The sequence below is a fragment of the Variovorax beijingensis genome (genome assembly GCF_007828835.1).
GTDB lineage: Bacteria > Pseudomonadota > Gammaproteobacteria > Burkholderiales > Burkholderiaceae_C > Variovorax > Variovorax beijingensis_A.
In genome coordinates this window covers 1-24675 of sequence record NZ_VIVL01000020.1, presented here as the reverse complement: position 1 = coordinate 24675, position 24675 = coordinate 1, and the positions used below count along the sequence as shown (strand labels likewise).

The 24675-nt window shown below is 66.8% G+C and carries 23 protein-coding genes and 1 tRNA gene; 7 read left to right on the top strand and 17 right to left on the bottom strand.

Features of this window, described 5'->3' with window-relative positions; translation table 11 throughout:
- Positions 1-2: 2 nt before the first annotated feature.
- The 14 genes from nuoF to FB547_RS31510 all read right to left on the bottom strand — a co-directional run bounded on the left by nuoF (position 3) and on the right by FB547_RS31510 (position 12688).
- Entirely contained in the window at positions 3-1343 is a 1341-nt protein-coding gene (gene nuoF, locus FB547_RS31575) for an NADH-quinone oxidoreductase subunit NuoF (RefSeq protein ID WP_145747556.1), read from the bottom strand.
- Positions 1343-1891: an NADH-quinone oxidoreductase subunit NuoE gene (gene nuoE, locus FB547_RS31570; protein WP_225613275.1), complete on the bottom strand. Its 549-nt coding sequence runs from the start codon at positions 1889-1891 to the stop codon at positions 1343-1345. The genes nuoF and nuoE overlap by 1 nt, the downstream gene beginning before the upstream one ends.
- 10 nt (positions 1892-1901) lie before the next feature.
- Positions 1902-3155 (bottom strand): NADH-quinone oxidoreductase subunit D, encoded by a 1254-nt coding sequence (locus FB547_RS31565; protein ID WP_145747555.1) that lies wholly within the window; start codon positions 3153-3155, stop codon positions 1902-1904.
- A 1-nt stretch (position 3156) separates the two neighbouring features.
- Positions 3157-3768: an NADH-quinone oxidoreductase subunit C gene (locus FB547_RS31560; protein WP_145747554.1), complete on the bottom strand. Its 612-nt coding sequence runs from the start codon at positions 3766-3768 to the stop codon at positions 3157-3159.
- Positions 3769-3781: 13 nt separating this feature from the next.
- A complete protein-coding gene (locus tag FB547_RS31555; RefSeq protein ID WP_012748606.1) occupies positions 3782-4261 on the bottom strand; it encodes a NuoB/complex I 20 kDa subunit family protein in 480 nt (159 codons plus the stop codon).
- A 15-nt stretch (positions 4262-4276) separates the two neighbouring features.
- Complete coding sequence (locus FB547_RS31550; protein ID WP_012748607.1) at positions 4277-4636, bottom strand: NADH-quinone oxidoreductase subunit A; 360 nt, start codon at positions 4634-4636, stop codon at positions 4277-4279.
- Between the two features lie 68 nt (positions 4637-4704).
- Positions 4705-4789 (bottom strand) — tRNA-Leu (locus tag FB547_RS31545).
- Between the two features lie 117 nt (positions 4790-4906).
- Positions 4907-5320, bottom strand: a complete 414-nt coding sequence (gene secG, locus FB547_RS31540; RefSeq protein WP_145747553.1) for a preprotein translocase subunit SecG — start codon at positions 5318-5320, stop codon at positions 4907-4909.
- A gap of 39 nt (positions 5321-5359) precedes the next feature.
- Positions 5360-6145, bottom strand: coding sequence for a triose-phosphate isomerase (tpiA, locus tag FB547_RS31535; RefSeq protein ID WP_145747552.1), 786 nt, complete (start codon positions 6143-6145; stop codon positions 5360-5362).
- Positions 6139-7137: an NAD(P)H-quinone oxidoreductase gene (locus FB547_RS31530; RefSeq protein WP_145747551.1), complete on the bottom strand. Its 999-nt coding sequence runs from the start codon at positions 7135-7137 to the stop codon at positions 6139-6141. The genes tpiA and FB547_RS31530 overlap by 7 nt, the downstream gene beginning before the upstream one ends.
- An 89-nt stretch (positions 7138-7226) precedes the next feature.
- The gene (gene pnp / locus FB547_RS31525; RefSeq protein ID WP_145747550.1) at positions 7227-9527 is read right to left on the bottom strand and encodes a polyribonucleotide nucleotidyltransferase; all 2301 of its coding nucleotides are present in this window, start codon (positions 9525-9527) and stop codon (positions 7227-7229) included.
- 216 nt (positions 9528-9743) lie between these two features.
- Positions 9744-10010 carry a 30S ribosomal protein S15 gene (gene rpsO, locus FB547_RS31520; protein WP_007837783.1) on the bottom strand — a complete coding sequence of 89 codons (267 nt, stop codon included), beginning with the start codon at positions 10008-10010 and terminating at the stop codon, positions 9744-9746.
- Positions 10011-10235: 225 nt separating this feature from the next.
- Entirely contained in the window at positions 10236-11396 is a 1161-nt protein-coding gene (locus FB547_RS31515; protein ID WP_145747549.1) for a pyridoxal phosphate-dependent aminotransferase, read from the bottom strand.
- A gap of 11 nt (positions 11397-11407) precedes the next feature.
- Positions 11408-12688, bottom strand: a complete 1281-nt coding sequence (locus FB547_RS31510; RefSeq protein WP_145747548.1) for a branched-chain amino acid ABC transporter substrate-binding protein — start codon at positions 12686-12688, stop codon at positions 11408-11410.
- A gap of 122 nt (positions 12689-12810) precedes the next feature.
- Between FB547_RS31510 and FB547_RS31505 the strand changes: the two genes are divergently transcribed.
- Positions 12811-13182, top strand: a complete 372-nt coding sequence (locus FB547_RS31505; protein ID WP_145747547.1) for an Hsp20/alpha crystallin family protein — start codon at positions 12811-12813, stop codon at positions 13180-13182.
- 190 nt (positions 13183-13372) lie between these two features.
- Positions 13373-14134: an alpha/beta hydrolase-fold protein gene (locus FB547_RS31500; RefSeq protein ID WP_145747546.1), complete on the top strand. Its 762-nt coding sequence runs from the start codon at positions 13373-13375 to the stop codon at positions 14132-14134.
- Here the strand turns inward: FB547_RS31500 and tsaD are convergent.
- Positions 14067-15131, bottom strand: coding sequence for a tRNA (adenosine(37)-N6)-threonylcarbamoyltransferase complex transferase subunit TsaD (gene tsaD, locus FB547_RS31495; protein ID WP_145747545.1), 1065 nt, complete (start codon positions 15129-15131; stop codon positions 14067-14069). The genes FB547_RS31500 and tsaD overlap by 68 nt on opposite strands.
- Before the next feature lie 77 nt (positions 15132-15208).
- Between tsaD and FB547_RS31490 the strand changes: the two genes are divergently transcribed.
- The 4 genes from FB547_RS31490 (at position 15209) to FB547_RS31475 (ending at position 19826) form a co-directional block, all read left to right on the top strand.
- Positions 15209-16489 carry a nitrate regulatory protein gene (locus FB547_RS31490; protein ID WP_145747544.1) on the top strand — a complete coding sequence of 427 codons (1281 nt, stop codon included), beginning with the start codon at positions 15209-15211 and terminating at the stop codon, positions 16487-16489.
- A 343-nt stretch (positions 16490-16832) separates the two neighbouring features.
- The gene (locus tag FB547_RS31485; protein ID WP_145747543.1) at positions 16833-18077 is read left to right on the top strand and encodes a CmpA/NrtA family ABC transporter substrate-binding protein; all 1245 of its coding nucleotides are present in this window, start codon (positions 16833-16835) and stop codon (positions 18075-18077) included.
- 13 nt (positions 18078-18090) lie between these two features.
- Positions 18091-19020, top strand: coding sequence for a nitrate ABC transporter permease (ntrB, locus tag FB547_RS31480; RefSeq protein ID WP_145747542.1), 930 nt, complete (start codon positions 18091-18093; stop codon positions 19018-19020).
- Complete coding sequence (locus FB547_RS31475) at positions 19017-19826, top strand: ABC transporter ATP-binding protein (protein ID WP_012748620.1); 810 nt, start codon at positions 19017-19019, stop codon at positions 19824-19826. The genes ntrB and FB547_RS31475 overlap by 4 nt, the downstream gene beginning before the upstream one ends.
- A 141-nt stretch (positions 19827-19967) precedes the next feature.
- On the opposite strand, the gene FB547_RS31465 is transcribed toward FB547_RS31475, so the two are convergent.
- Positions 19968-21269 (bottom strand): ANTAR domain-containing protein, encoded by a 1302-nt coding sequence (locus tag FB547_RS31465; protein ID WP_145747541.1) that lies wholly within the window; start codon positions 21267-21269, stop codon positions 19968-19970.
- Between the two features lie 257 nt (positions 21270-21526).
- Here FB547_RS31465 and FB547_RS31460 point away from each other — a divergent pair, with 257 nt between their 5' ends.
- Positions 21527-22798 carry an MFS transporter gene (locus FB547_RS31460; RefSeq protein ID WP_145747540.1) on the top strand — a complete coding sequence of 424 codons (1272 nt, stop codon included), beginning with the start codon at positions 21527-21529 and terminating at the stop codon, positions 22796-22798.
- A 39-nt stretch (positions 22799-22837) separates the two neighbouring features.
- On the opposite strand, the gene FB547_RS31455 is transcribed toward FB547_RS31460, so the two are convergent.
- Positions 22838-24538, bottom strand: coding sequence for a bifunctional protein-serine/threonine kinase/phosphatase (locus FB547_RS31455; RefSeq protein ID WP_145747539.1), 1701 nt, complete (start codon positions 24536-24538; stop codon positions 22838-22840).
- Positions 24539-24675: the final 137 nt, after the last annotated feature.

Here is a 24675-nt window from a genome sequence, read left to right as displayed (position 1 = left end):
GCTCAGGCCTTGACGGGCGCTTTCGGGACGTAGCCCGGAATCAGGGCCTCGAACTCGTGACGGAAGTGCTTGATCATGGCGCGCACCGGCATGGCCGCCGCGTCGCCGAGCGCGCAGATGGTGCGGCCCTGAATGTTGTCGGCCACGGAGTTCAAGAGGTCCATATCCGACGCCCTGCCCTGCCCGTTGTGGATGCGGTCCACCACGCGGTACAGCCAGCCCGTGCCTTCGCGGCACGGCGTGCACTGGCCGCAGGATTCGTGCATGTAGAAGTACGAGAGGCGCCGCAGCGACTCGACCATCGAGCGGCTGTCGTCCATCACGATCACCGCACCCGAGCCCAGCATGGAGCCGGCCTTGGCGATGGAGTCGTAGTCCATCGTGCATTCCATCATGATCGAAGCCGGCAGCACCGGCGACGACGATCCGCCGGGGATCACGGCCTTGAGCGTGCGGCCCTTGCGAACGCCGCCGCACAGCTCGAGCAGCTTGGAGAACGGCGTGCCCATCGGCACTTCGTAGTTGCCGGGCAACTCGACGTCGCCGCTCACCGAATAGATCTTGGTGCCGCCGTTGTTCGGCTTGCCGCATTCGAGGTAGGCCTGGCCGCCATTGTTGATGATCCAGGGCACCGCCGCGAAGGTCTCGGTGTTGTTGATGGTGGTTGGCTTGCCGTACAGGCCGAAGCTCGCCGGGAACGGCGGCTTGAAGCGCGGCTGGCCCTTCTTGCCTTCCAGCGATTCGAGCAGCGCGGTTTCCTCGCCGCAGATGTAGGCGCCGAAGCCGTGGGCGGCATGCAACTGGAAGTTGTACGTGCTGCCCATGATCTTGTCGCCGAGGTAGCCGGCGGCGCGCGCCTCTTCGAGCGCTTCCTCAAAGCGGTCGTAGCTCTGGAAGATCTCGCCGTGGATGTAGTTGTAGCCCACGCTGATGCCCATCGCATACGCGGCGATGGCCATGCCCTCAATCACGATGTGCGGGTTGAACTGCAGGATGTCGCGGTCCTTGCAGGTGCCCGGTTCGCCTTCGTCCGAATTGCAGACGAGGTACTTCTGTCCCGGGAACTGGCGCGGCATGAAGCTCCACTTCAGGCCCGTGGGGAAGCCCGCGCCGCCGCGGCCGCGCAGGCCCGAGGCCTTGACTTCGGCGATCACCTGGTCGGGCGTGAGGCCCTCGGTGAGGATCTTGCGCAGCGCCTTGTAGCCGCCGCGCGCCTCGTAGTCGGCCAGGCGCCAGTTGGTGCCGTCGAGGCCGGCATAGATCTGCGGCTCGATGTGGCGGCCATGGAAACAGGTCTGGACGCCCGTGGCCTGGAATTGCTGGAGCACTTGTTCGGGCGACATCAGGCAGCCTCCCCTTTGGTGGAGCCGCGCAGGCCGTCGATGAGCTGGTCGAGCTTCTCGTTGCTCATGAAGCTGCACATGGTGCGGTCGTTGACCAGCATCACGGGCGAATCGGCGCAGGCGCCCAGGCATTCGCTCTGCTGCAGCGTGAACATGCCGTCGGCCGTGGTTTCGCCCATCTTGATGCCGAGCTTCTTCTCGAGGTGGACCAGCGCAGTGACGCCGTCACGCAGCTGGCACGGCAGGTTGGTGCACACGTTGAGCTTGAACTTGCCCACCGGATGCTGGTTGTACATGTTGTAGAAGGTCGTGACCTCGTGCACGGCGATGGGCGCCATGCCGAGGTACTCGGCGATCTCGCGCTCGCGCTGCATGCTGATGAAGCCTTCGTCCTGCTGCACGATGGCCAGGCAGGCCATCACGGCCGACTGCTTGCCGGCTTCAGGGTACTTGGCGACTTCGCGCGCAAAGCGCTCGAGAATCGCAGGCTTCAGAGGAGCAGAAGGCGCCGAGGGCGCCGTGTCATGGTGGGTCGAGGAAGTCGTCATTCGCTCTTTCTCACCTGTCGATTTCGCCGAACACGATGTCCATCGTGCCGATCACCGCGACAGCGTCGGCGATCATGTGGCCGCGCGACATTTCGTCGAGGGCGGCGAGGTGCGGGAAGCCGGGCGCGCGGATCTTCAGGCGGTACGGCTTGTTGGCGCCGTCGCTCACCAGGTAGATGCCGAACTCGCCCTTCGGGTGCTCGACGGCGGCATAGGCCTCGCCTTCGGGCACGTGGAAGCCTTCGGTGAAGAGCTTGAAATGGTGGATCAGCTCCTCCATGTTCGCCTTCATCGATTCGCGCGCGGGCGCGGCGACCTTGTGGTTGTCGGTGATCACCGGGCCGGGGTTGGCGCGCAGCCAGGCCGAGCACTGCTGGATGATCTTGTTGGCCTGGCGCATTTCTTCCACGCGCACGAGGTAGCGGTCGTAGCAGTCGCCGGTCTTGCCGACCGGCACGTCGAACTGCATCTGGTCGTAGACGTCGTAGGGCTGCTTCTTGCGCAGGTCCCATTCGACGCCCGAGCCGCGCAGCATGGGGCCGGTGAAGCCGAGGTTCAGCGCGCGCTCCGGCGTCACCACGCCGATGCCGACGGTGCGCTGCTTCCAGATGCGGTTGTCGGTGAGCAGCGTCTCGTACTCGTCGACCATGCCGGGGAAGCGCTTGCAGAAATCGTCGATGAAGTCGAGCAGCGAACCCCGGCGGTTCTCGTTGAGCTTCTCGATGGCCTTCGCGTTCTTGATCTTGCTGACCTTGTACTGCGGCATCGCATCGGGCAGGTCGCGGTAGACGCCGCCCGGACGGAAGTACGCCGCATGCATGCGCGCGCCCGACACGGCTTCGTACATGTCGAACAGGTCTTCACGCTCGCGGAAGCAGTAGATGAGCATGTTCATCGCGCCGCAGTCGAGACCGTGCGCGCCGAGCCACAGCAGGTGGTTCAGCAGCCGGGTGATCTCGGCGAACATCACGCGGATGTACTGCGCGCGGATCGGCACGTCCAGGCCCAGCATCCGCTCGATGGCCAGGCAGTAGGCGTGCTCGTTGGACATCATCGACACGTAGTCGAGACGGTCCATGTAGGGCAGCGACTGGATGAAGGTGCGCGATTCGGCAAGCTTCTCGGTCGCACGGTGCAGGAGGCCGATGTGCGGATCGGCGCGCTGGATCACTTCGCCGTCGAGCTCGAGCACCAGGCGCAGCACGCCGTGGGCCGCAGGATGCTGGGGACCGAAGTTGAGTGTGTAGTTCTTGATTTCGGCCATATCAATGCAAACCGCTGCCGTAGTTGTCTTCGCGAATCACGCGCGGGGTAATTTCCCGCGGCTCGATCGATACCGGCTGGTAGACCACGCGCTTCTGCTCTTCGTCGTAGCGCATTTCGACATGGCCCGACACCGGGAAGTCCTTGCGGAACGGATGGCCGATGAAGCCGTAGTCGGTCAGGATGCGGCGCAGGTCGTCGTGGCCTTCGAACACGATGCCATAGAGGTCGAAGGCTTCGCGCTCGAACCAGGTGGCGGCATTCCAGACGGGCTGGAGCGAATCGACCACGGGCAGGTCTTCGTTCGGCGCAAACACCTTGAGGCGCACGCGCTGGTTGAGGCTCACCGACAGCAGGTGCGTGACGACGCCATAGCGCTCGCCCTGCCACTCGCCTTCGCGGTAGTCGGAGTAGTCCATGCCGCAGAGGTCGATCAGCTGCTCGAAGCGGCAGCCGGGCGCATCGCGCAGCAGCATGGCGGCTTCGATGTAGTCGGCAGCACCGACCACCACGGTCACCTCGCCGAGCGCAACCGTGACGCTCCTGGCCTTGGCGCCCAGGGTCTCGGCAATGGTGGCGCGCAGCACCTCCGGCGAAATTGCAAAATCAGTCATCGTCGGCAATCCCTCAGGCGCGCGCAATGGTGTTGGTGCGGCGAATCTTCTGCTGCAGCTGGATCACGCCGTAAAGCAGCGCTTCGGCGGTGGGCGGGCAACCCGGCACGTAGACATCCACCGGCACGATGCGGTCGCAGCCGCGCACCACCGAATAGCTGTAGTGGTAGTAGCCGCCGCCGTTGGCGCAGGAGCCCATGGAAAGAACCCAGCGCGGCTCCGGCATCTGGTCGTAGACCTTGCGCAGCGCCGGCGCCATCTTGTTGCACAGCGTGCCGGCCACGATCATCAGATCGGACTGGCGCGGGCTGGGCCGGAACAGCATGCCGAAACGGTCGATGTCGTAGCGGGCTGCGCCTGCGTGCATCATTTCGACGGCACAGCAAGCCAGACCGAAAGTCATCGGCCAAAGTGATCCGGTCTTCGCCCAGTTCACCACCGAGTCGTAGGTGGTGGTGACGAAGCCTTCCTTCATGACGCCTTCAATGGCCATTTTGTCGATTCCTTGTCATTCCCAGTCGAGCGCGCCTTTTTTCCACTCGTAGGCGAAGCCCACGACGAGGATGGCGAGAAAGATCATCATGGCCCAGAAGCCGACGGCGCCGATTTCCTTGAGCGCAATCGCCCATGGAAAGAGAAAGGCAATCTCGAGATCGAACAGGATGAAGAGAATGGCAACGAGGTAATAGCGCACGTCGAATTTCATGCGCGCATCCTCGAAGGCCTCGAAGCCGCACTCGTAGGGAGCGTTCTTCGCTGCGTCGGGCCGGTTGGGACCCAGGATGTAGCCGATGACTTGCGGTGCGACGCCTACACCGACACCGACCAAAATGAACAAGAGGACGGGGAGATAGGAATCGAGGTTCATCGGGAGATTTTTCACCGCTTGCCACCGGCAGGAAAACACTCTGGATGAGGTTTTCTGCCGGTGAGATTTGGTGCGGTCGGCGAGACTCGAACTCGCACAGCTTTCGCCACTACCCCCTCAAGATAGCGTGTCTACCAATTTCACCACGACCGCGGTTTTTTGTTCGGATGGCATGAGGTACCTGGAAAGGTGTTTGGCTTTCCGAACAGCTTTAGAGTTTACCCTGAAATGAAGCAGTTTCTCACCGACAGCTTCATGAAAACAACTTGATTATTTGTTCGGGATCTGGCCCGCGCCCGAAACGGGTGCGGCAGGCGCCGAAGCAGGTGCACCGGCAGGCGCTGCGCCCGAGGTGCCGCCCGGAATCTGCCCTGCAGCGCCCGAAGCGGGCGTTGCCGGCGTACCGACAGCCGCGCGCTCCAGCAGGCTGCCGCCGCCCACCGGCCGTGCGTGGCTGAAGTAGGCCAGCAGCAAGGTGCAGGCAAAGAAGACCGCCGCCAGCACTGCCGTGGTGCGCGAAAGGAAATTCGCGCTGCCGCTCGCACCGAACAGGCTGCCCGCGCTGCCGCTGCCGAAGGCCGCGCCCATGTCGGCACCCTTGCCGTGCTGGATCAGGATCAGCCCGATCATTGCAAGGGCCGACAGCATCTGCACGCCGACCAGTAGATTGAGGACCACATTCATTCGTTCTTACTCCTAATTGATGTCGGCCACGGCCCGCGTTCAGCGGGAAGCGGCGGAAATGATCTGCAAAAAGTCGGGGGCCTTGAGCGACGCGCCGCCGATCAGCCCGCCGTCGATGTCGGGCTGCGCCAGCAGCTGCGCGGCGTTGGCCGCGTTCATGCTGCCGCCATAAAGAATGCAGATGCCGGCGGCGTGCTCGCTCGCGGCATGGTGCAGCTGCGCGCGCAGCACGGCATGCACCGCCTGCGCCTGTTCCGGCGTCGCCGTCTTGCCGGTGCCGATGGCCCAGACCGGCTCGTAGGCCACGACGATCTCGCTGATGCAATGGCCATTGACGTGGATCACCGCGGCCAGCTGGCGCTTGACGACTTCTTCGGTGCGCCCTGCTTCGCGCTCGGCCAGCGTTTCGCCCACGCAGACGATCGGCGTGATGCCGTTCGCGAGCGCAGCCGCCGTCTTGGCCGCCACCGCCTCGTCGGTCTCGCCGTGGTATTGGCGGCGCTCCGAATGGCCGACGATCGCATAGCGCACGCCGAAATCCTTCAGCATGGCCGCCGAATGCTCACCCGTGAACGCACCTTGGGGATGCGCCGAGATGTCCTGTGCGCCCAGCGCCATGGCCGTGGAGCCCGCCAGCAGCGACTGCAGCTGCGCGAAATACGGGGCCGGCGCGCACAGCGCGATGTCGCAGCCGGCCGGCGCCGCGGCCAGCCCCTGCTGCAGGGCCTTCACCAGCGCCTCGTTGGCAGCGAGGCCGCCGTTCATCTTCCAGTTGCCCGCGATCAGCTTCTTTTTCGTGGTCATCGTGTTGTCGTCCGTCACCATGTCAGCACGATCTTGCCGATGTGCTGGTTGGATTCCATCAGCGCATGCGCCTGCGCCGCTCCGCTGGGTTCGCCATCGGCCGCGAAAGTGCTGTGGATCACGGGCTTGACCGCGCCGCTTTCGAGCAGCGGCCAGACCTTCTCGCGCAGCGCCTTGGCAATGGCCCCCTTGAAGGCCACCGGCCGCGGACGCAGCGTGGAGCCGGTGATCACCAGCCGCTTGCGCAGCACCAGGCCCGCGTTGAAGTCGCTCTTGACGCCGCCCTGCACTGCGATGATCACGAGCCGGCCGTCTTCGGCCATGCATTCGATCTCGCGCGCCACGTAGTCGCCCGCGACCATGTCCAGCACCACGTCCACGCCCTTGCCGCCGGTGAGCTTCTTCGCCTCTTCGGCGAAGTCGCTCGTGCGGTAGTTGATGGCGTGGTCGGCGCCCAGCTTCCTGCAGGCCTCGCACTTGTCATCGCTGCCGGCCGTGGCGATCACGGTGGCGCCCAGCGCCTTGGCGATCTGGATGGCCGTCACGCCGATGCCACTCGTTCCGCCCTGGATCAGCAGGGTTTCGCCCTTCTGCAGGCGGCCGCGCTCGAACACGTTGCTCCAGACGGTGAAGAAGGTCTCGGGCAGCGAGGCCGCCTCGATGTCGCTCCAACCCTTGGGCACCGGCAGGCATTGCGCCACGGGGGCCACGCACAGCTGGGCATAGCCGCCGCCCGCGATCAGCGCGCAGACGCGGTCGCCGATCTTGAACCCCGCCTCGGCCAGCGCCGCAGCGTCGCCCGACACGATCTCGCCGGCCACCTCAAGGCCCGGCAGGTCGGAGGCGCCCGGCGGAACCGGGTAGTGCCCCTTGCGCTGCAGCACGTCCGGACGGTTCACGCCGCTGGCCGCGACGCGGATCAGCAGTTCGCCCACGCCGGCCACCGGATCGGGGCGCTCCACGGCGCGCAGCACCTCGGGGGCGCCGTACGAAGTGATTTCAATGGCTTTCATGGTCTTTGGCCTGCAACGCCCGTTTCAGGGCGCGGTTAGCGAATCAAAAAAGGATTGGCAACGGCATGGCTGCCGTCGCGCCTTCTTTCTTACTCTTGCGATTCGCGCGGTGCGTACTCGCCGACGGGCGCCTGCGGCTGCTCGTTGCGCGGCTGCTGCTGCTCGTTGTTGAAGCGCGGAGCACGCTCGCCGCGATCGCCACCGCGATCACCGCCACGGTCCGAGCGCTCGCGGCGCTCGCCGCCGCGGTCGCCACGGTCTTCACGGGGCGGGCGCTCGCTGTATTCCATGCCGGCCGGACGCTCGGTCAGGGCCTTCATGGACAGCTTGACGCGACCCTTTTCGTCGGTCTCGAGCACCTTGACCTTGACGATCTGGCCTTCGCTCAGGTAGTCGGTCACCTTCTCGACGCGCTCGTGCGCGATCTGGCTGATGTGCAGCAGGCCGTCCTTGCCGGGCAGCAGGTTGATGAGCGCGCCGAAGTCCAGGATCTTGGTGACCGGGCCTTCGTAGACCTTGCCGATTTCGACTTCGGCCGTGATCTGCTCGATGCGCTTCTTGGCGAACTCGGCCTTTTCAGGGTCGGTCGAGGCGATGGTGATGGTGCCGTCTTCGTCGATGTTGATCGTCGTGCCGGTTTCTTCCTGCAGGCCGCGGATGACGGCGCCGCCCTTGCCGATCACGTCGCGGATCTTCTCGGGGTTGATCTTCAGCGTGGTCAGGCGCGGTGCGAACTGCGACACCTCGGTCTTGGCTTCGCCCATGGCTTCCTGCATCTTGCCGAGGATGTGCATGCGCGCCTCCTTGGCCTGGGCCAGTGCGACCTGCATGATTTCCTTGGTGATGCCCTGGATCTTGATGTCCATCTGCAGCGCAGTGATGCCGTTGGTCGTGCCGGCCACCTTGAAGTCCATGTCGCCCAGGTGATCTTCGTCGCCCAGGATGTCGGTCAGCACCGCGAAGCGGTTGTCTTCCTTGATCAGGCCCATGGCGATGCCGGCCACGTGGGCCTTCATCGGCACGCCGGCGTCCATCATCGAGAGGCAGCCGCCGCACACCGAGGCCATCGACGAGGAGCCGTTGGATTCGGTGATTTCCGACACCACGCGGATGGTGTAGGGGAATTCTTCCTTGGTCGGCAGCACGGCGACGAGCGCGCGCTTGGCGAGGCGGCCGTGGCCGATTTCGCGGCGCTTGGTCGAGCCCATGCGGCCCACTTCGCCGGTGGCGAAGGGAGGCATGTTGTAGTGGAACAGGAAGCGGTCTTCGTACTCGCCGGCCAGCGCGTCGATGCGCTGCGCGTCGCGCTCGGTGCCGAGCGTGGTCACGACCAGGCCCTGGGTCTCGCCACGCGTGAACAGCGCCGAGCCGTGGGTGCGCGGCAGCACGGAATTGCGGATCTCGATGGGGCGCACGGTGCGCGTGTCGCGGCCGTCGATGCGGGGTTCGCCCGAGAGGATCTGGCTGCGCACGATCTTGGCTTCGATCGAGAACAGCAGGTCGTTGACCTTGCCGGCGTCGAAGGGTTCGCCGCTTTCCTTCAGCGCGTTCATCACGCTGGCGTTGGCTTCGCGCAGGGCCTGCGTGCGGGCCTGCTTGCTGCGGATTTGATACACGGCGCGCAGCTTTTCCTCGGCCAGGCTCTTGACCTTGGCGACGAAGGCTTCGTCTTCGGCCGGTGCCTGCCAGTCCCACACCGGCTTGCCGGCGTCGCGCACGAGTTCATGGATCGCGTTGATCGCGATGTTGGCCTGCTCATGGCCGAACACCACGCCGCCCAGCATGATTTCTTCGCTGAGCTGCAGGGCTTCGGATTCGACCATCAGCACGGCGGCTTCGGTGCCGGCCACGACGAGGTCCATCTGCGAATCCTTGCGAGCGGTCTGGCCCGGATTCAGCACGTACTGGCCGTTGATGTAGCCCACGCGGGCGGCGCCGATCGGGCCGCTGAACGGAATGCCGGAGATCGACAGCGCAGCGCTCACGCCGATCATGGCGGCGATGTCGGCGTCGACTTCGGGGTTGAGCGACAGCGTGTGGATGACCACGTGCACTTCGTTCAGGAAGCCTTCAGGGAACAGCGGGCGGATCGGACGGTCGATCAGGCGGCTGGTCAGGGTTTCGTGTTCGCTGGGCTTGGCTTCGCGCTTGAAGAAGCTGCCGGGGATCTTGCCTGCGGCGTAGGTCTTCTCGATGTAGTCGACGGTCAGCGGGAAGAAGTCCTGGCCGGGCTTGGCGGTCTTGGAGGCCACCACGGTCGCGAGGATCACGGTGCCGTCGATGTCGACCACCACGGCGCCACTGGCCTGGCGGGCGATTTCACCCGTTTCCATGACGACGGTCTTGTCGCCCCATTGGAAGGACTTGGTGACTTTGTTGAAGAGGCTCATGTTTTGCTCCTGTTTTGAGAGCGGATGACCTGCATTGGGCGCAGGTTCCGCAGGGACGGAGGCTTCTCAGAACACGATGCCATTCCAGCGAAGCTCGGCGGGAACTTCATTGGAATGACACAGCTTCGCTCTGTTTTGGCACTCCGAAAGTGGATCGCGAAGTAAAAAACGCCTGAGCTAGCGGACTAACCCAGGCGTTTTTTCATGCGATTCGATTTACTTGCGCAGACCCAGCTTGGCGATCAGCGCGGTGTAGCGGTCGGCATCCTTGGACTTGAGGTAGTCCAGGAGCTTGCGGCGGCGGCTCACCATGCGCAGCAGGCCGCGACGGCCGTGGTGGTCCTTGGCGTGCGTCTTGAAGTGGGGGGTGAGCTCGTTGATACGGGCGGTCAGCAGTGCGACTTGCACTTCGGGGCTGCCGGTGTCGTTGGCGGCACGGGCGTTGTCCTTGACGACTTCGGCCTTGATGGAGGCTGCGATCATTGAATTTCCTTTGTTCCGGGATGTTTGACTTGCGGTGAGCGCTGGAACTGCCCTTACCGTGCGCCTTGCGGCATGCAAAGCCATTAATTATAGCTCGCCCCCAGGCTCCGCGCACTTCGTGTCGCTCCTCCCTCCCCCCTACCGGGGCGACGCCTGCGGCCCGGCGGAGCCGGTTCCGCGGCATCTCTGGAACGGACGGCTCGCCTTCGGCCTCGCTATTCCTTGTTATTTCTGAGCGGCGAGCCAGGTTTTGAGGCGCTCAACGCCCTGAACGAGGCGCTGGGGATCCTTGGAGGCAAAGCACCAGCGCAGCCAGCCCTGGGCCTCGGGGGCGAAGGCATTGCCGGGGGCCAGGCCGAGGCCGGCCTCGACGACCAGGCGCTTGGCGAGGTCGAGGGAGTCGCCGAAGCCTTCGAGGCGGAAGAAAGCGTACATGCCGCCCTTGGCGGGGGCCACCTGCACGCCGGGCAGTGCGGCCAGCAGGGGCACGAGGGTGTCGCGGCACTGCTTCAGATGGGCCACCACGCGGGGCGTGATCTCCGCGGTGTGCGCGATGGCGGCGACGGCGGCACGCTGCGTGAAGACGCTGGCGCAGGAGGTGTTGAATTCGATCAGCTTGCCGATGCCGTCGACCAGCGCGGGCGGCAGCACGAGCCAGCCGAGGCGCCAGCCGGTCATGAGGAAGCTCTTCGAGAAGCTGTGCGTCACCACCAGCCGGTCGTCCGGCCTGGAAATATCGAGGAAGCTCGGCGCGCAGCCGTTCGGGGTGGGCTCAAAGTACAGCCGCTCGTACACCTCGTCGGCCAGGATCCAGGTGCCGGTTTCGCGGCAGTGGTCGAGCACGGCCTGCTGCTCTTCGCGCGTCATGGTCCAGCCGGTCGGGTTGTTGGGCGCGTTGACGATCAACAGCCGGGTCCCTGGCGTGACCGCCTTGCGCAGCGCGGCCAGGTCGAGCGTCCATTCACCATCGGCGGGGACCAGCGGCACCGTGCGCACGTGGGCGCCGAGGATCGCGGGCTGCGCCGTGAGGTTGGGCCACACGGGCGTGATCGCGACCACCTCGTCGCCCGCATCGACCAGCGCCTGCACCGCCAACATCAGCGCGCTGACGCCGCCGGATGTGACGGCGATGCGCGACGCATCGACCGCGGGATGCAGCGCGCTGGTGTAGCGTGCAATGGCCTCGCGCAGTTCGGGCAGGCCGAGGTTGTGCGCATAGAAGGTTTCGCCGCGCTGCAGCGAATCGATGGCCGCCTGGCGGATCACCTCGGGCGTAACCTCGTCGCTTTCGCCGAACCAGAACGCGAGCACGTCGTCGCGGCCGAGCCCTGCATTGGCCACCTCGCGGATCTTGGAGGCTTCGAGGTTGTGGATGGCTTCACGCATGTCTTGGTTTCCTAGATTCGTTTCATCTTGCAGGTGGTCGGCAGCTCGGCGCGCTCGGGGGCGATGGTCTTGACCACGCGAAAGCCGTAGCCCGACCCCTCGACATCGAACTGCACGCCCGGACTGCCCTGCCTGTCCATCACGCCGACCACCAGCTGCTGCTGGAACTGGTGGTCCGCCGCGCGCATGCGGCCGCGCTGTCCGTAGAGGCTCACGTCGGCCTGCTCGAGCGCGCGCGCCACGGCCACCGCGTCGACGCTGCCCGCGCGCGCGATCGATTGCGCGAGCGACTCCACGAGCAGTTGCATGCGCATGTGCACATAGTCGTCGGCGGGCTTGGGAAAGCGCGCGCGGAAGGCGCGGTAGAAGGCCTCGGACTGCGCGCTCTGCACATTGGGCAGCCAGTCGGCCACCGCGATCACGCGGCCGATGCCGGCGTCGCCGATGGCTGCCGGCGCACCGAGCGCGTTGCCGTAGAAGGTATAGAAGCTGCCGTTGAAGCCGGCCTCGCGCGCAGCCTTCACGAGCAGCGTGAGGTCGTTGCCCCAGTTGCCGGTGAACACCGCCTGCGCACCGCTCGCAATGATCTTGCTGGCGTAGGGCGCGAAGTCCTTCACCTTGCCCATCGGATGGAGTTCTTCCCCGACGATCTCGATGTCGGGCCGCTGCACGCCAAGCTGGCGTTTCGATTCGCGCAGCACCGCCTGGCCGAAGCTGTAGTCCTGCCCGATCAGGTAGGCGCGCTTGATGGCTGCATCGTCCTTCACCACTTGCATGAGCGCGGCCACGCGCATGTCGGCATGCGCGTCGAAGCGGAAGTGCCAGAAGCTGCAGCGCTCGTTGGTCAGCGCCGGGTCGACCGCCGCGTAGTTGAGGAAGATCACGCGCCGCGCGGGGTCGCGCTCGTTGTTCTTCTCGATGGCATCGATCAGCGCCGCGGCAGTGGCCGACGAGTTGCCCTGCAGCACGATGCGCGCGCCGTCGTCGATGGCCGCGCGCAGCGCCGACAGCGCTTCCTCGTTCTGCCCCTTGCTGTCGTAGCGGTCGAGCTGCAGCGGCCGCGCGCCGCCGGGCAGCTTGATGCCGCCGCGCGCATTCACGCGCTCCACGGCCCACAGCAGGTTGCGGAACACCGCCTCGCCGGTGTTGGCGAACGGCCCGCTCATGCTTTCGATCAGCGCGAGGCGGATCGGCGCGGGCGCTGCCTGCGCCTGTGCTGCGAAGGGCGCCGCGCATAGCGCCAGCGCCGCAAATTTCAAGGCCTTGCGACGCCAAATAAAGGGAGGATTCATTGTCTTGAAACGAGTGCGGCTGTGCCTAGATGAGGTGACAAGCGGCACTCAGGATGGAATGGCCGCGCAGTGTAAGGGACACACATTCCTTGTCCCCATTGTGTTCATTCAGGAGTTCTCACATGTTTTTCGCACCCACCCTTCGCACCGCCCGCTTTGCACCCCGTTCGTACGACCGCGCCTTCGAGCGCTTCGTCAACGAGGCCTTCGCCGGCACGCGCCCCTCGCCGCTCGTCGAGCAGGACGACAAGAGCTGGACGCTTTCCGTCGACGTGCCGGGCCTCTCGCGCGAAGACCTCGCCATCGGCATCGAAGGCGCCGTGGTCCGCATCGACAGCAAGGCAGAAGCCAAGCGCCAGTTCAAGGCGGCCTACGAATTGCCGCTGGACATCGACGTGTCCTCGAGCGAAGCCAAGCTCGAGAACGGCGTGCTCACGCTGAAGCTGGGCAAGCGGGTGCCGGTCAGCCAGGTTTCGCAGCTGCAGATCAACTGAGCCTGCAAAGCCCACAAGAGGAAAGTGTCGTTATCTATTGTTTTTGACTTTGAAGACGCTCCCTAATCACAATACGACAGCGAATAACGTCACATCATGTGACGTTTTCACATTTTCTTTCTTCGTGGGCGTTTCGACAGACGCACCGAATCCATGACGGTGCGGATTCGGGTGCCCCTCAAGGCACGCCATGATCACGCACCTCAAGTCAGCCAAAGACGATGAACGGTCCGATACGCTCCTGGTCTTCCTTCCGGGCGCCTACCTGAAACCTGACGAGTTCGAGCGCGAGGGCTTCATCAGCGCCGTGCGCGAGCGCCACCTGGCGGCCGACTCGCTGCTGGTGGATGCCGATGTTTCCTACTACTACGACCAGACGCTCAGCGAGCGCCTGCATGCGGACGTCATCGAGCCGCAGCGCGCCAGGGGCTACAAGTCGATCTGGCTGGTCGGCATTTCCATTGGCGGCTTCGGCGCGCTGATCCACGAGCTGTCGCGACCGGGCTCGGTCGACGGCATCGTCGCGCTGGCGCCCTACCTGGGGCGCCGCGTGCTGGGCGCCGAGATCCTCAAGGCCGGCGGCCTGCGCACCTGGCAGGCGCCGGCTGGCCCCCTGCCCGACGAGGAAGTCGACCGCAAACTCTGGCCCTGGTTCCAGCAGTACCTGGAGCCGCAGAAGTCGCAGAGCCTGCCCCAGCTCTACCTCGGCTTCGGCCTCAGCGACCGCTTTGCCAGCAACCACAAGCTGCTGGCGGACGCCCTGCCCGAAGGCCGCGTCTTCACCACCGAGGGCGGCCACGACTGGCCGCAATGGCGCCAGCTCTGGCGCAATGTGCTCGACGTGCTGCCGCTGCCGTCGCTCGGCCGCTCGCGCCCGTCGGCGGCTACGCGGGCACCGGCCGCGGCGTCTCGGATGGCGCCATCAGCGAAGCCATGGGCCATCGCGGCTTGACGTCGAAGGCATAGCGCTCGCTCGCCTGGGCCAGGCCCGACTGCAGCCGCATGGCGGCCGCCATCGCAATCATGGCGCCGTTGTCGGTGCACAGGTGCAGTTCCGGATAGTGCACGCGCACGCCGCGCCTGGCGCAGGCGGCGTTCAGCTGTTCCCGCAGGCTGCGGTTCGCGCCCACGCCGCCGGCCACCACCAGCCGCTTGAGGCCCGTCTGCCCGAGCGCGGCCAGCGATTTCTTCAGCAGCACCTCGACGATCGCCGCCTGCGTGGACGCGGCCAGGTCGGCCTTGTTCGCTTCGAGTTCAGCGCCGAGCTTCTTGGCCTGCGTCAGCACCGCCGTCTTCAGGCCCGCGAACGAAAAATCGAGGTCGCCGCTGTGCAGCAGCGGCCGCGGCAGCTTGAACGCCGCGGGGTTGCCCGCCTCGGCCAGCTTGGCCAGCCAGGGGCCGCCTGGATAAGGCAGACCCATGAGCTTGGCACTCTTGTCGAAGGCCTCGCCGGCCGCATCGTCGATGGTTTCGCCCAGAAGCTCGTAGCGACCCACGCCGTCGACCCGCATCAGCTGCGTATGGCCGCCCGACACGAGCAGCGCCACGAACGGGAATTCCGGCGGATCGGCGCTCAGGAACGGCGACAGCAGGTGCCCCTCGAGGTGATGCACCCCGAGCACCGGCTTGCCCAGCGCCGCGCCCAGCGCGCAGGCCACGCCGGCGCCCACCAGCAAGGCCCCGGCCAGGCCCGGCCCGCGCGTGTAGGCGACCACGTCGATCTCGGCCAGCGAGCGGCCTGCTTCGGCCATCACGGCCTCGGTCAACGGCAGCACGCGGCGGATGTGGTCGCGGCTGGCCAGTTCGGGCACCACGCCGCCATAAGCCTGGTGCATGGCGATCTGGCTGTGCAGCGCGTGCGAACGCAGCAGCGGCAGTGCGTCGCCATGCGTTTCCACCAGCGCCACGCCGGTTTCGTCGCAGGATGATTCGATTCCCAGGAGGAGCATGCCCGGGAGTGTAGGCGGCGCGGAATGCCCGTGCGGCACGGATGTTGCAGCGGGCCTTGTGCTCCCCCTCCCCCGCCATGAAATCCGGACTGAGTTTTCTGATCGCCGCCCGAAGGTGCGAAATCGACGAGCTGGACCAGCTCGCGCGCACCAGCGACCTGGTCGGCCTGATCGCGCGGCTGGTCCATGCGCTGCAGCGGGAGCGCGGCATGTCCAACGTGTTCCTCGCCTCGCGCGGCGGCCGCTTCGCCGAGCAGCGCGATCCGCAGATCGCCGAATGCCTGGCGCTCGAGCAGGAGGTGCGCGCCGGGTTCGACCAGCTCGAGACCGAAGCGCACCCCGGCGCCACCGCAGGCAACAGCGCCCGCCTCTTCAGCCGCATCGCCTGGGTGCTTCCGGGACTGGACGGCCTGCCCGCCCTGCGCCGCCGCATCGGCGCGCTTGAGCTGACGCCCGCGCAGGCCACCGCCGCCTTCGCCAAGCTCGTGGCCGGCCTGCTGGCGGTGGTGTTCGAGGCAGCCGACGGCGCCACCGATCCCGAGATCTCGCGCCTGCTGGTGGCGATGTTCAATTTCATGCAGGGCAAGGAATTCGCCGGCCAGGAGCGTGCTTTCGGCGCCGCCTCGCTGGCCGTGGGCCGCAGCGACGAGGCGCAGCGCCAGCAATGGCTGCATCTCATCGAACTGCAGGAGCGCTGCTTCCAGGTCTTCACCGAGTTTTCGAGCAGCGGCGTGCTGGCGCTCTGGCACCAAAGCCAGTCCGAGGCTGTCATGGCCGAGATCGAGCGCCAGCGCCGCATGAGCGTGAGCCCGGCCCAGTCGGCCTCGGCGGCCGCTCCCGACCCGCGGCTGAGCCAGGCCTGGTTCGACTGGTGCACGCGCCGCATCGACGCCATGAAAACCGTCGAGGACCGGCTGGCCGCCGACCTGCGCGAACTCTGCGCCCGCAAGACCGCGCAGGCACGCAGCGAACTGCAGCGCTACCAGCAGGTGCTCGGCAACCTCGCGCCGCAGCCCGAGGGCGCGCTGTTCTTCGACGACGCCGACACCCGGGCCACCGAGCCCGCGCAATACGGCCGCCACCTGGAGCGCTCGGTGCTCGACATGGTCCAGGAGCAGTCGCGCCGGCTGCAGGCCATGGGCGACGAGCTCGAGACCGTGCGCGCCTCCCTCAACGAGCGCAAGCTGGTCGAGCGCGCCAAGGGCCTCTTGATGGCGCACCGCCGCATGAGCGAGAACGAAGCGCACAAGATGCTGCTGCAGACCGCCATGAACCAGAAGCGCCGCCTGGTCGACGTGGCCGAGTCGATGCTCGCGATGGCCGACTACCTGCCGCTCGATGCGGCGCCCCGGCGCTGAGCGCCGCCCCAAAAAGCGTTCGGATTGGTGCAGTGCACAACAACCGTGCATGCATCCGGATTTCCGCCCTGTGGCCCTTGCGCTCATGCCGGCAACCGCTCTCCTGCTGCCGATTCGATAGCAATTGGCGGCGGCAAAAGCTGGCACACAGTTTGCTGAAGTAGTACATGGACCTTCGGGTCCCAGGCAGGTGGCACCCAACGGCGGGTGTTGCCCGCCGAGATCGGACAAAGGCGTCCCCCATCCCGCAAGGGCTCGTTTTCGAGCAGCCCCTGCGCGGTGCGGGACGCCTTTTTGTTTTTTGCCTTCCTTTGTTTGTTGTTCTTCAACCGGAGCCCGCCACATGACCGACCCGCTGAAAACCCGCCTCAGCCGCCGCCGCGTACTGCAAGCCGCCGCCATCGGCGCCGTGGGAGTCAATCCTGCGCTGCGTGCCGCAGTCTGGGCCCAGGGCTCCGACAAGCCCGAGAAGGAAGAAGTGAAGATCGGCTTCATCCCGCTGACCGACTGCGCCAGCGTGGTGATGGCCTCGGTGCTGGGCATCGACAAGAAGTACGGCGTGAAGATCGTGCCCAGCAAGGAAGCCAGCTGGGCCGGCGTGCGCGACAAGCTCTCCAACGGCGACCTGGACATGGCGCACGTGCTCTACGGCCTGGTCTACGGCATGCACCTGGGCCTGAGCGGCCCGAAGAAGGACATGGCCGTGCTCATGACGCTCAACAACAACGGCCAGGCCATCACGCTCTCGAAGAAGCTGGCCGACAAGGGCGCGGTCGATGCCGCCTCGCTCGCCAAGCTGATCGCGAGCGAGAAGCGCGAATACACCTTCGCACAGACCTTTCCCACGGGCACGCATGCAATGTGGCTCTACTACTGGCTCGCGTCGGCCGGCATCGATCCCTTCAAGGACGTCAAGAACATCACGGTGCCGCCGCCGCAGATGGTGGCCAACATGCGCGTGGGCAACATGGACGGCTACTGCGTGGGCGAGCCCTGGGGCCAGCGCGCGATCATGGACGGCATCGGCGTGACGGCCATCACGACGCAGGACATCTGGAAGGACCACCCCGAGAAGGTGCTCGGCACCACGGCCGACTTCGTCAAGAAGTACCCCAACACCGCGCGCGCCGTCACCGCGGCCATCATCGAAGCCGGCAAGTGGATCGACACCGGCCTGCAGAACAAGAACAAGATGGCCGAGACCATCGCGGACAAGAGCTACGTCAACACCAGTGTGGACGCGATCAACCAGCGCATCCTGGGGCGCTACGTCAACGGCATGGGCAAGAGCTGGGACGACCCCAACCACATGAAGTTCTACAACGGCGGCGCCGTGAGCTTTCCCTACCTGTCGGACGGCATGTGGTTCCTCACCCAGCACAAGCGCTGGGGCCTGCTGAAGGAGCATCCGGACTACCTGAAGGTGGCCACCGAGATCAACCGCATCGACATCTACAAGCAGGCCGCCGCCGCCACGCAGACCCCGGTGCCCAAGGACGTGATGCGCAGCAGCAAGCTGTTCGACGGCACCGTGTGGGACGGCAAGGATCCGAAGAAGTACGCCGAGTCTTTCAAGCTGCATGCCTGAGGAGAAACACATCATGGTCAGCGCTGTATTTCATTCGCCGATGGACGCATCCCTTCCTCTCCCGCGTGCGGGAGAGGGTCGGAGCGAGGGTGTGCCCCGCGCCGAGGCGCCCTCGCAACCCGCCGCTGCCGCCGGGGAGCCCAAGCCGCGCACCCCCATCGACCTGCGCGCCTTCTGGATGCGCGTGCTGCCGCCGCTCGCGGGCTTCGGCCTGCTGGTGCTGATCTGGGAGCTGGTGGCCATGAAGAGCACCACCGGCTTTCCATCGCCGCTGGCCACCTGGCAGCAGGCGCTCACGGTGTTCAGCGATCCGTTCTACAGCAAGGGGCCGAACGACCAGGGCGTGGGCTGGAACGTACTCTCGTCGCTGCAGCGCGTGGCGCTGGGCTTCGGGCTGGCCGCGGCGGTCGGCATTCCGGCGGGCTTTGCGATCGGGCGCTTCGAGTTCCTTTCGCGCATGTTCAATCCGCTCATCAGCCTGCTGCGCCCGGTCTCGCCGCTCGCCTGGCTGCCGATCGGCCTGCTGGTGTTCAAGGGTGCCAACCCGGCGGCCATCTGGACCATCTTCATCTGCTCGATCTGGCCGATGGTGATCAACACCGCGGTGGGCGTGCAGCGCGTGCCGAGCGACTACATGAACGTGGCGAAGGTGCTGAACCTGTCGGAGTGGAAGATCTTCACAAAAATTCTGTTCCCGGCCGTGCTGCCCTACATGCTGACCGGCGTGCGCCTGGCCGTGGGCACCGCATGGCTGGTGATCGTCGCGGCCGAAATGCTGACCGGCGGCGTGGGCATCGGCTTCTGGGTGTGGGACGAGTGGAACAACCTCAACGTCGCCAACATCATCATCGCGATCTTCGTGATCGGCATCGTCGGCCTGGTGCTGGAGTTCGCGCTCATCAAGCTTGCAACCGCATTCACGTTCGAAGAGGTGAAGTCATGAATGATGATTCGAAGTACATCGAGATCCACAACGTCGAGCAGCGCTTCAAGACCGCCAAGGGCAGCTTCCTTGCGCTGCAGGGCGTCAACCTGAACGTGGCCAAGGGCGAGTTCGTCACGCTGATCGGCCATTCGGGCTGCGGCAAGTCGACGCTGCTGAACCTCATCGCCGGCCTGACCACGCCAACGCAGGGCGTGCTGCTGTGCGCGAACAGGGAAATCAAGGGCCCAGGCCCGGAACGCGCGGTGGTGTTCCAGAACCACTCGCTGCTGCCCTGGCTCACCTGCTTCGAGAACGTGTACCTCGCGGTCGAGCGCGTCTTTGCCGCCACCGAAGGCAAGGCGCAGCTGCGCGCGCGCACCGATGCGGCGCTCGCGATGGTCGGCCTCTCGGCCGCCGCGCAGAAGCGCCCCGGCGAAATCTCCGGCGGCATGAAGCAGCGCGTGGGCATTGCGCGCGCGCTGTCGATGGAACCCAAGGTGCTGCTGATGGACGAGCCCTTCGGCGCCCTCGACGCGCTCACGCGCGCCAAGCTGCAGGACGAACTGCTCGCCATCGTCCAGAAGACGCAGAGCACCGTCGTCATGGTCACGCACGACGTCGACGAGGCGGTGCTGCTCTCCGACCGCATCGTGATGCTCACCAACGGCCCGGCCGCCACCATCGGCGAGGTGCTGAAGGTCGACATCGCCCGGCCGCGCAACCGCGTCGAGCTGGCCGAGGACCCGGCCTATGTGCACGCCCGCAAGGCGGTGATCGATTTCCTCTACACGCGCCAGGCGCACGTAGAAAAAGTCGCAGCCTGACCCGGCGCGCAAGGCGCATGACGCGATGCCAGCCCTTCGTGGAACACCGCGGAACCGGCTTCGCCGGGCCGCTGGTGTTGCCCCCGGTGAGGGGGTTGGCGAAGCGACACGAAGTGCGCGCAGACTGGGAGTGAGCCAGGCTCAGGACATGATGACCTGCAGGCTGTGCTCGTACCAACCCGTGAGGCGCTCGAAGGTGTCGACGAGCGCCTCGCTCGAACGCACCAGCGTTGCGCGGCCTTCGGGGCTTTCGAGCGCCTGCACGCCGCCTACCAGGCGCAGCCATTCGTCGCGCGCGGCCGCCAGCGCGGCGCGGATCTCGGGTGAACTGAGGGGCGCGCGCTCCAGCTCCAGCAGCGCGGCCTCGAACTCGTTCATGGTCGGCAGCAGCCGGCCGCGCGAAGCCTCTGCCCCGATGATCGACGCGAGCAATGCGTCCTTCGCGAGGCGCTGCGCGCGCATGCGCTGGCGCCCGCAGATGTTGACGATGCGCAGCGCACGCCGCGCGCCGGATGCTTCCAGCGCCTCCGTCATGGCCTCGGCCGCCGACAGCAAGGCCTCGCCACGCGCGTCGATCTCGGCCAGCCCCTGCTGCGCGGGACGCGCGGCCAGCGACGCGGCGAGCGCGCTCCAGGCGGCCTGCACTTCGCCCAGCGCGAGCACGCCGGCCGCGCCCAGCTCGAGGGTGCCCAGATGATCGAGGTTCTGCTGCACCCGCTCGGTCGACTGCGTGCGCAGAACCCGCGCGCGCTGCACGTCGATGCCCGACAGCAGCTGCGCCGCCACGCGCACCAGCCGCTGCGAGAGCATGCGCAGCTGGCCGGCGCGGTTGATCGCATCGGCCCACTGCGCGGCCTCGATGACCGAGCGAGACACCTCGCCCAGCCGCAGGTTGGCATGCATTGCGGCACCGCGCAGCAGGCCGAAGGCTTCGTCTTCGCCGATGCCGCGCGCCGACATCAGCAGGCCCTTGGCGCGGTCGACCCACTTGCGCTCGTCCATGCGCGTGCGCAGCGCGTCGAGCTCGGTGCGCAGCGCGGCCTCGCGCTGCCAGCGGGCCTGCGCGCGGGCGAGCAGTGCAGCAAGCGACACGGCGTCCAGCGCATCGATGGGCGCCCAGGCATGCACGCCGAGCGCAGCCAGCGCCTCGTGCTGTTCTCTGCTCAGCGGCGCGCTGGCCAGGCTCAGCGCGCAAGGCGGCGCGCCGCCCCAGGCCTGCAGTGCTTCGACCAGCGCCGGCAGCTGATCCGCCGGCTCGGGCAGATGGACCCATGCCTGTTGCGGTGCAAGCGCACCCACCTGCTGCACCAGCGTGTGGCAGGTGGCCACTCCGAGCATGGTGGCATTCGTCCCCTCCAGCGCCAGCCGCAGCGGCTCCGGCAGCTCCGGCAAGGGCGCGGAGCCGGCGAATTCATTGGGCAGAACGGCGAGAAGGGAAATCATGGCGAGGTGTCGGAGAGCAGCGCAAGCATAGGCCAGGCCCGCGCGTTTTCGCGGGCACGCCTCTTGCATCGAACGGGGTGCGGTGTAACGAAGCACCGCTTTGGTGAGGCTGCAGGCTCCTGCATCCATCCCGGCACTGCACGTGCCGGGAAGCACCCCCACGCCGGCAGCGTCCGCCGCCGGCATCCCGCCCCAACCCCGTCCGCCGACACGGCTCCTGCAAGGCCGCGCCGCGGCATTTCGCACGATTGAACGCCATGTCCAGCTTCAAGACCTTTCTGCATTCCGGCCACGGGCCGACGCTGTTTGCGTCCTTCCTGTACTTCTCGTTTTCGTGCTGCATCTGGGTGCTCAACGGCGCGATGGCGCCCTTCATCGGCGAGAGCTTCGACCTCTCGCCCGCACAAAAGGGGCTGATGCTGTCGGTGCCGATCATCGCGGGCGCGCTGATGCGCTTTCCGCTCGGCATCCTGTCGCAGTACATCGGCCGCAAGAACGCGACGCTGGTCGAGATGGGCCTGATCGCGGTGGCGATGCTGTTCGGCTTCTTCTTCGTGAAGAGCTTCAACGACCTGCTCGCCATGGGCGTGCTGCTGGGCATTGCGGGCGCAAGCTTCGGCGTGGCGCTGTCGCTGGGCTCGGGCTGGTTCCCGCCGCAGCACAAGGGCCTGGCAATGGGCCTGGTGGGCGCCGGCAACGTGGGCACGGCGGTGTCGGTGCTGGTGGCGCCGCCGCTCGCGCAGTGGCTCGGCTGGCAGGCGGTGTACGGCGTGGCGGCCGGCGCCATCCTCGTGCCGATGATCGTGATGATCGTCTTTGCCAAGGAACCACCCGACGTCGACAGCCACGCCAGCTTCCGCGAACACATCGCCTGCCTGTTCGAGAAGGACGGCTGGGTGTTCAGCCTGATCTATGGCGTGACCTTCGGCGGCTTCATCGGGCTCACCACCTTCCTGCCCTCCTACTACTACGACCAGTTCGGCGTGAGCAAGGTGCAGGCCGGCCAGCTCACGATGCTGGCCGCCTTCATGGGCGCCGCGGTGCGCATCGTCGGCGGCTGGATCTCCGACCGCTGGGGCGGCGTCAACACGTTGACCGTGGTGCTGCTGGTGGTGGCGCTCGGGCTCGTGCTGGTGGGCATCTCGTCGGCATCGCTCGCGCTCACCACGCTGCTGCTGATCGTGTGCTTCGCCGCGCTGGGTGCGGGCAACGGCGCGCTGTTCCAGCTGGTGCCGCTGCGCTGGCCCACGAGCACCGCGGTGGCCGGCTCGATGATCGGGGAGATCGGCGCGCTGGGCGGCGGCTTGGTGCCCAACGCCATGGGCCTGTCGAAGCAGTACCTGGGCAGCTACGTCTGGGGCTTCGTGTTCTTCGGCGCGCTGTCGCTGGTGATGCTGGGCGTCATGCGCGTGATGCAGATCCGCTGGACCCGCACCTGGGCCGAAAAAGGCGGCCGTGCCCGCACGACCGCCTTTTCGTCGCAGGCTAACTTCGCCTCCGGCGAAGTTAAGCGCGGAGCGCGGCCGTAGACAAAAAGGCATCCGATGAAGCGCGCGCCATCCCATCTCTCAACGTGGCAGAAACAGCAGCCACACCACGAGCAGTGCGTTGAACAGCAGCGACACGGCCAGCGCGATCTTGTAGAGCGCAGCCGGATCGCGGCGGATCAGCGGCGTGGCGGCGGGCGCGCTCACGGGGCGGGAAGCGCCGCGCTCCAGGGCGAGCAGCATTTCCTCGGCGGTTTCGAAGCGCTCGCGCGGATCGCGCGCGACGGCCTTGCGCACCAGGTGGTCGAGCCACACGGGCACGTCGGGCCGCAGGCGCGAGAGTGCAGCCGGATCGCGCCGGTAGCGCGCCACCTGGTAGGGCTCGATCTCGCCATAGGGCAGGTGGCCGCCGAGCCACTGGTACAGCGTGACGCCGAGCGCGAACAGGTCGCTCGCGGTGTCGGCTTCGGCGCCCTCCCACTGTTCGGGGTTGATGTAGCTGGGCGTGCCGGCATGCAGCTCCCGCTGGGCCGCGCCTTCGCGGCCCGACAGCGCGACGCCCAGGTCGAGGATGCGCCAGCGGCCGTCGTCGCCCAGGTGCAGGTTGCCGGGCTTGATGTCGCGATGCACCACGCCATGGCGATGCAGCCGGCCCAGGGCCTTGGTGAGCTCGATGGCCGCAGAAACCACCTCGGCCACCGCGCCGCGCGCGCCGGACTTGCGCATCTGCTCCAGCGTGCGCCCGCCGTGCCAGTCGAACACGATGTAAAGCGCACTGGCGTTCTCGGCGCGCTCGTGCACGCGCACGAATCCGCTGTTGCCCACGCGCTGGCCCAGCCAGGCCTCGTGCGCGAGCATCGCGCGCTCCTGCGGGTCGCTGGCGCGCGAGGGATGCAGCGTCTTGAGTGCCACCAGTTCGCGCGTGGCCGCATTGCGCGCCTGGTAGAGCAGGTGCACGCCGGTGTCGGCCACCAGCCCGGTGACAACGTAGCCGTCGAGCACGTCGCCCACCTTCAAGAAAGGCGGCGGCGCCAGGCGGCGGCCATCGCCGAGCTCGTCGTCGAGCTGCCGCACATCGAGGCCGACGACGCGGATGACCAGCGCGGTCGCGTTGTCGCGCGTGCCGGCATCGAGCGCCTCGCGCACCAGCGCCTCGCTCGCCTCCTCGGCACCGCCCTGCAGGGCCAGCGCGGCCAGGCGCTGCGGCTTGAGCACGCCGTGCACGCCGTCGGTGCTGAGCACGAAGCAGTCGCCCACGCGCACGTCGCCCTGCGCGTAGTCGACACGCACCTGGTCGTCGAGGCCGATGGCGCGCGTCAGGCGGCTGCGCATGTCGGGGTGTTCGAAGGCATGGTCCTGGGTCAGCGGCATGGCCGGCTCGCCGCCGGCGCGCACGCGCCAGGCGCGCGTGTCGCCCACGTGCGCGAGCGTGTAGCTCTGGCCGTGCAGCACCAGCGCCGTCAGCGTGGTGAGCGCGGTGGCGCCGCCCTGCCGCCGGCGGTTGTGGTCGGCGAGCCAGGCGTTCTGCGCCGCGACCAGGCGGTCGAGCGCGGCAGTCGGCTCCCAGGTGTCGGGCGTCGCGAAGTAGTCGGCCAGCAGGCCCATGACGGTGGTCTGCGCCGCCTCGAGGCCGCGCCCGCCGGTGGACACGCCATCGGCAATGGCCGCGATGAGCCCGCGCGACTCCTCGCCCGGCGGTGCGTTCACGGCGCCCGCGAAGTCTTCGTTCACGTCGCGCGGTCCGCGCTGGCTGCTGTAGCCGATGTCCACTTCAAAGCTCATGGCGCGATTCTCTACGCGCGCCGTGCGCTTCCGATTGCTTAATCCCCGAAAGGCCCACCCATGATGAAGAAACTCAAGCTCGTGATGGTCGGCAACGGCATGGCCGGCGTGCGCACGCTGGAGGAGCTCCTGAAGCT

Excerpts from the sequence above, each read along its gene's own strand:
- FB547_RS31555 (WP_012748606.1), bottom strand. The coding sequence starts at position 4,261 with ATGGCCATTGAAGGCGTCATGAAGGAAGGCTTCGTCACCACCACCTAC.
- tpiA (WP_145747552.1), bottom strand. The coding sequence starts at position 6,145 with ATGGTGACGGACGACAACACGATGACCACGAAAAAGAAGCTGATCGCG.
- FB547_RS31485 (WP_145747543.1), top strand. The coding sequence starts at position 16,833 with ATGACCGACCCGCTGAAAACCCGCCTCAGCCGCCGCCGCGTACTGCAA.
- FB547_RS31465 (WP_145747541.1), bottom strand. The coding sequence starts at position 21,269 with ATGATTTCCCTTCTCGCCGTTCTGCCCAATGAATTCGCCGGCTCCGCG.
- FB547_RS31515 (WP_145747549.1), bottom strand. The coding sequence starts at position 11,396 with ATGCGTGAAGCCATCCACAACCTCGAAGCCTCCAAGATCCGCGAGGTG.
- pnp (WP_145747550.1), bottom strand. The coding sequence starts at position 9,527 with ATGAGCCTCTTCAACAAAGTCACCAAGTCCTTCCAATGGGGCGACAAG.
- FB547_RS31550 (WP_012748607.1), bottom strand. The coding sequence starts at position 4,636 with ATGAACCTCGATTCCTATCTCCCCGTCCTCTTGTTCATTTTGGTCGGT.
- FB547_RS31530 (WP_145747551.1), bottom strand. The coding sequence starts at position 7,137 with ATGAAAGCCATTGAAATCACTTCGTACGGCGCCCCCGAGGTGCTGCGC.
- tsaD (WP_145747545.1), bottom strand. The coding sequence starts at position 15,131 with ATGCTCCTCCTGGGAATCGAATCATCCTGCGACGAAACCGGCGTGGCG.
- FB547_RS31510 (WP_145747548.1), bottom strand. The coding sequence starts at position 12,688 with ATGAATCCTCCCTTTATTTGGCGTCGCAAGGCCTTGAAATTTGCGGCG.
- nuoF (WP_145747556.1), bottom strand. The coding sequence starts at position 1,343 with ATGTCGCCCGAACAAGTGCTCCAGCAATTCCAGGCCACGGGCGTCCAG.
- FB547_RS31500 (WP_145747546.1), top strand. The coding sequence starts at position 13,373 with ATGATCACGCACCTCAAGTCAGCCAAAGACGATGAACGGTCCGATACG.
- FB547_RS31565 (WP_145747555.1), bottom strand. The coding sequence starts at position 3,155 with ATGGCCGAAATCAAGAACTACACACTCAACTTCGGTCCCCAGCATCCT.
- FB547_RS31455 (WP_145747539.1), bottom strand. The coding sequence starts at position 24,538 with ATGAGCTTTGAAGTGGACATCGGCTACAGCAGCCAGCGCGGACCGCGC.
- FB547_RS31490 (WP_145747544.1), top strand. The coding sequence starts at position 15,209 with ATGAAATCCGGACTGAGTTTTCTGATCGCCGCCCGAAGGTGCGAAATC.
- rpsO (WP_007837783.1), bottom strand. The coding sequence starts at position 10,010 with ATGATCGCAGCCTCCATCAAGGCCGAAGTCGTCAAGGACAACGCCCGT.
- ntrB (WP_145747542.1), top strand. The coding sequence starts at position 18,091 with ATGGTCAGCGCTGTATTTCATTCGCCGATGGACGCATCCCTTCCTCTC.
- FB547_RS31475 (WP_012748620.1), top strand. The coding sequence starts at position 19,017 with ATGAATGATGATTCGAAGTACATCGAGATCCACAACGTCGAGCAGCGC.
- FB547_RS31505 (WP_145747547.1), top strand. The coding sequence starts at position 12,811 with ATGTTTTTCGCACCCACCCTTCGCACCGCCCGCTTTGCACCCCGTTCG.
- nuoE (WP_225613275.1), bottom strand. The coding sequence starts at position 1,891 with ATGACGACTTCCTCGACCCACCATGACACGGCGCCCTCGGCGCCTTCT.
- FB547_RS31460 (WP_145747540.1), top strand. The coding sequence starts at position 21,527 with ATGTCCAGCTTCAAGACCTTTCTGCATTCCGGCCACGGGCCGACGCTG.
- FB547_RS31560 (WP_145747554.1), bottom strand. The coding sequence starts at position 3,768 with ATGACTGATTTTGCAATTTCGCCGGAGGTGCTGCGCGCCACCATTGCC.
- secG (WP_145747553.1), bottom strand. The coding sequence starts at position 5,320 with ATGAATGTGGTCCTCAATCTACTGGTCGGCGTGCAGATGCTGTCGGCC.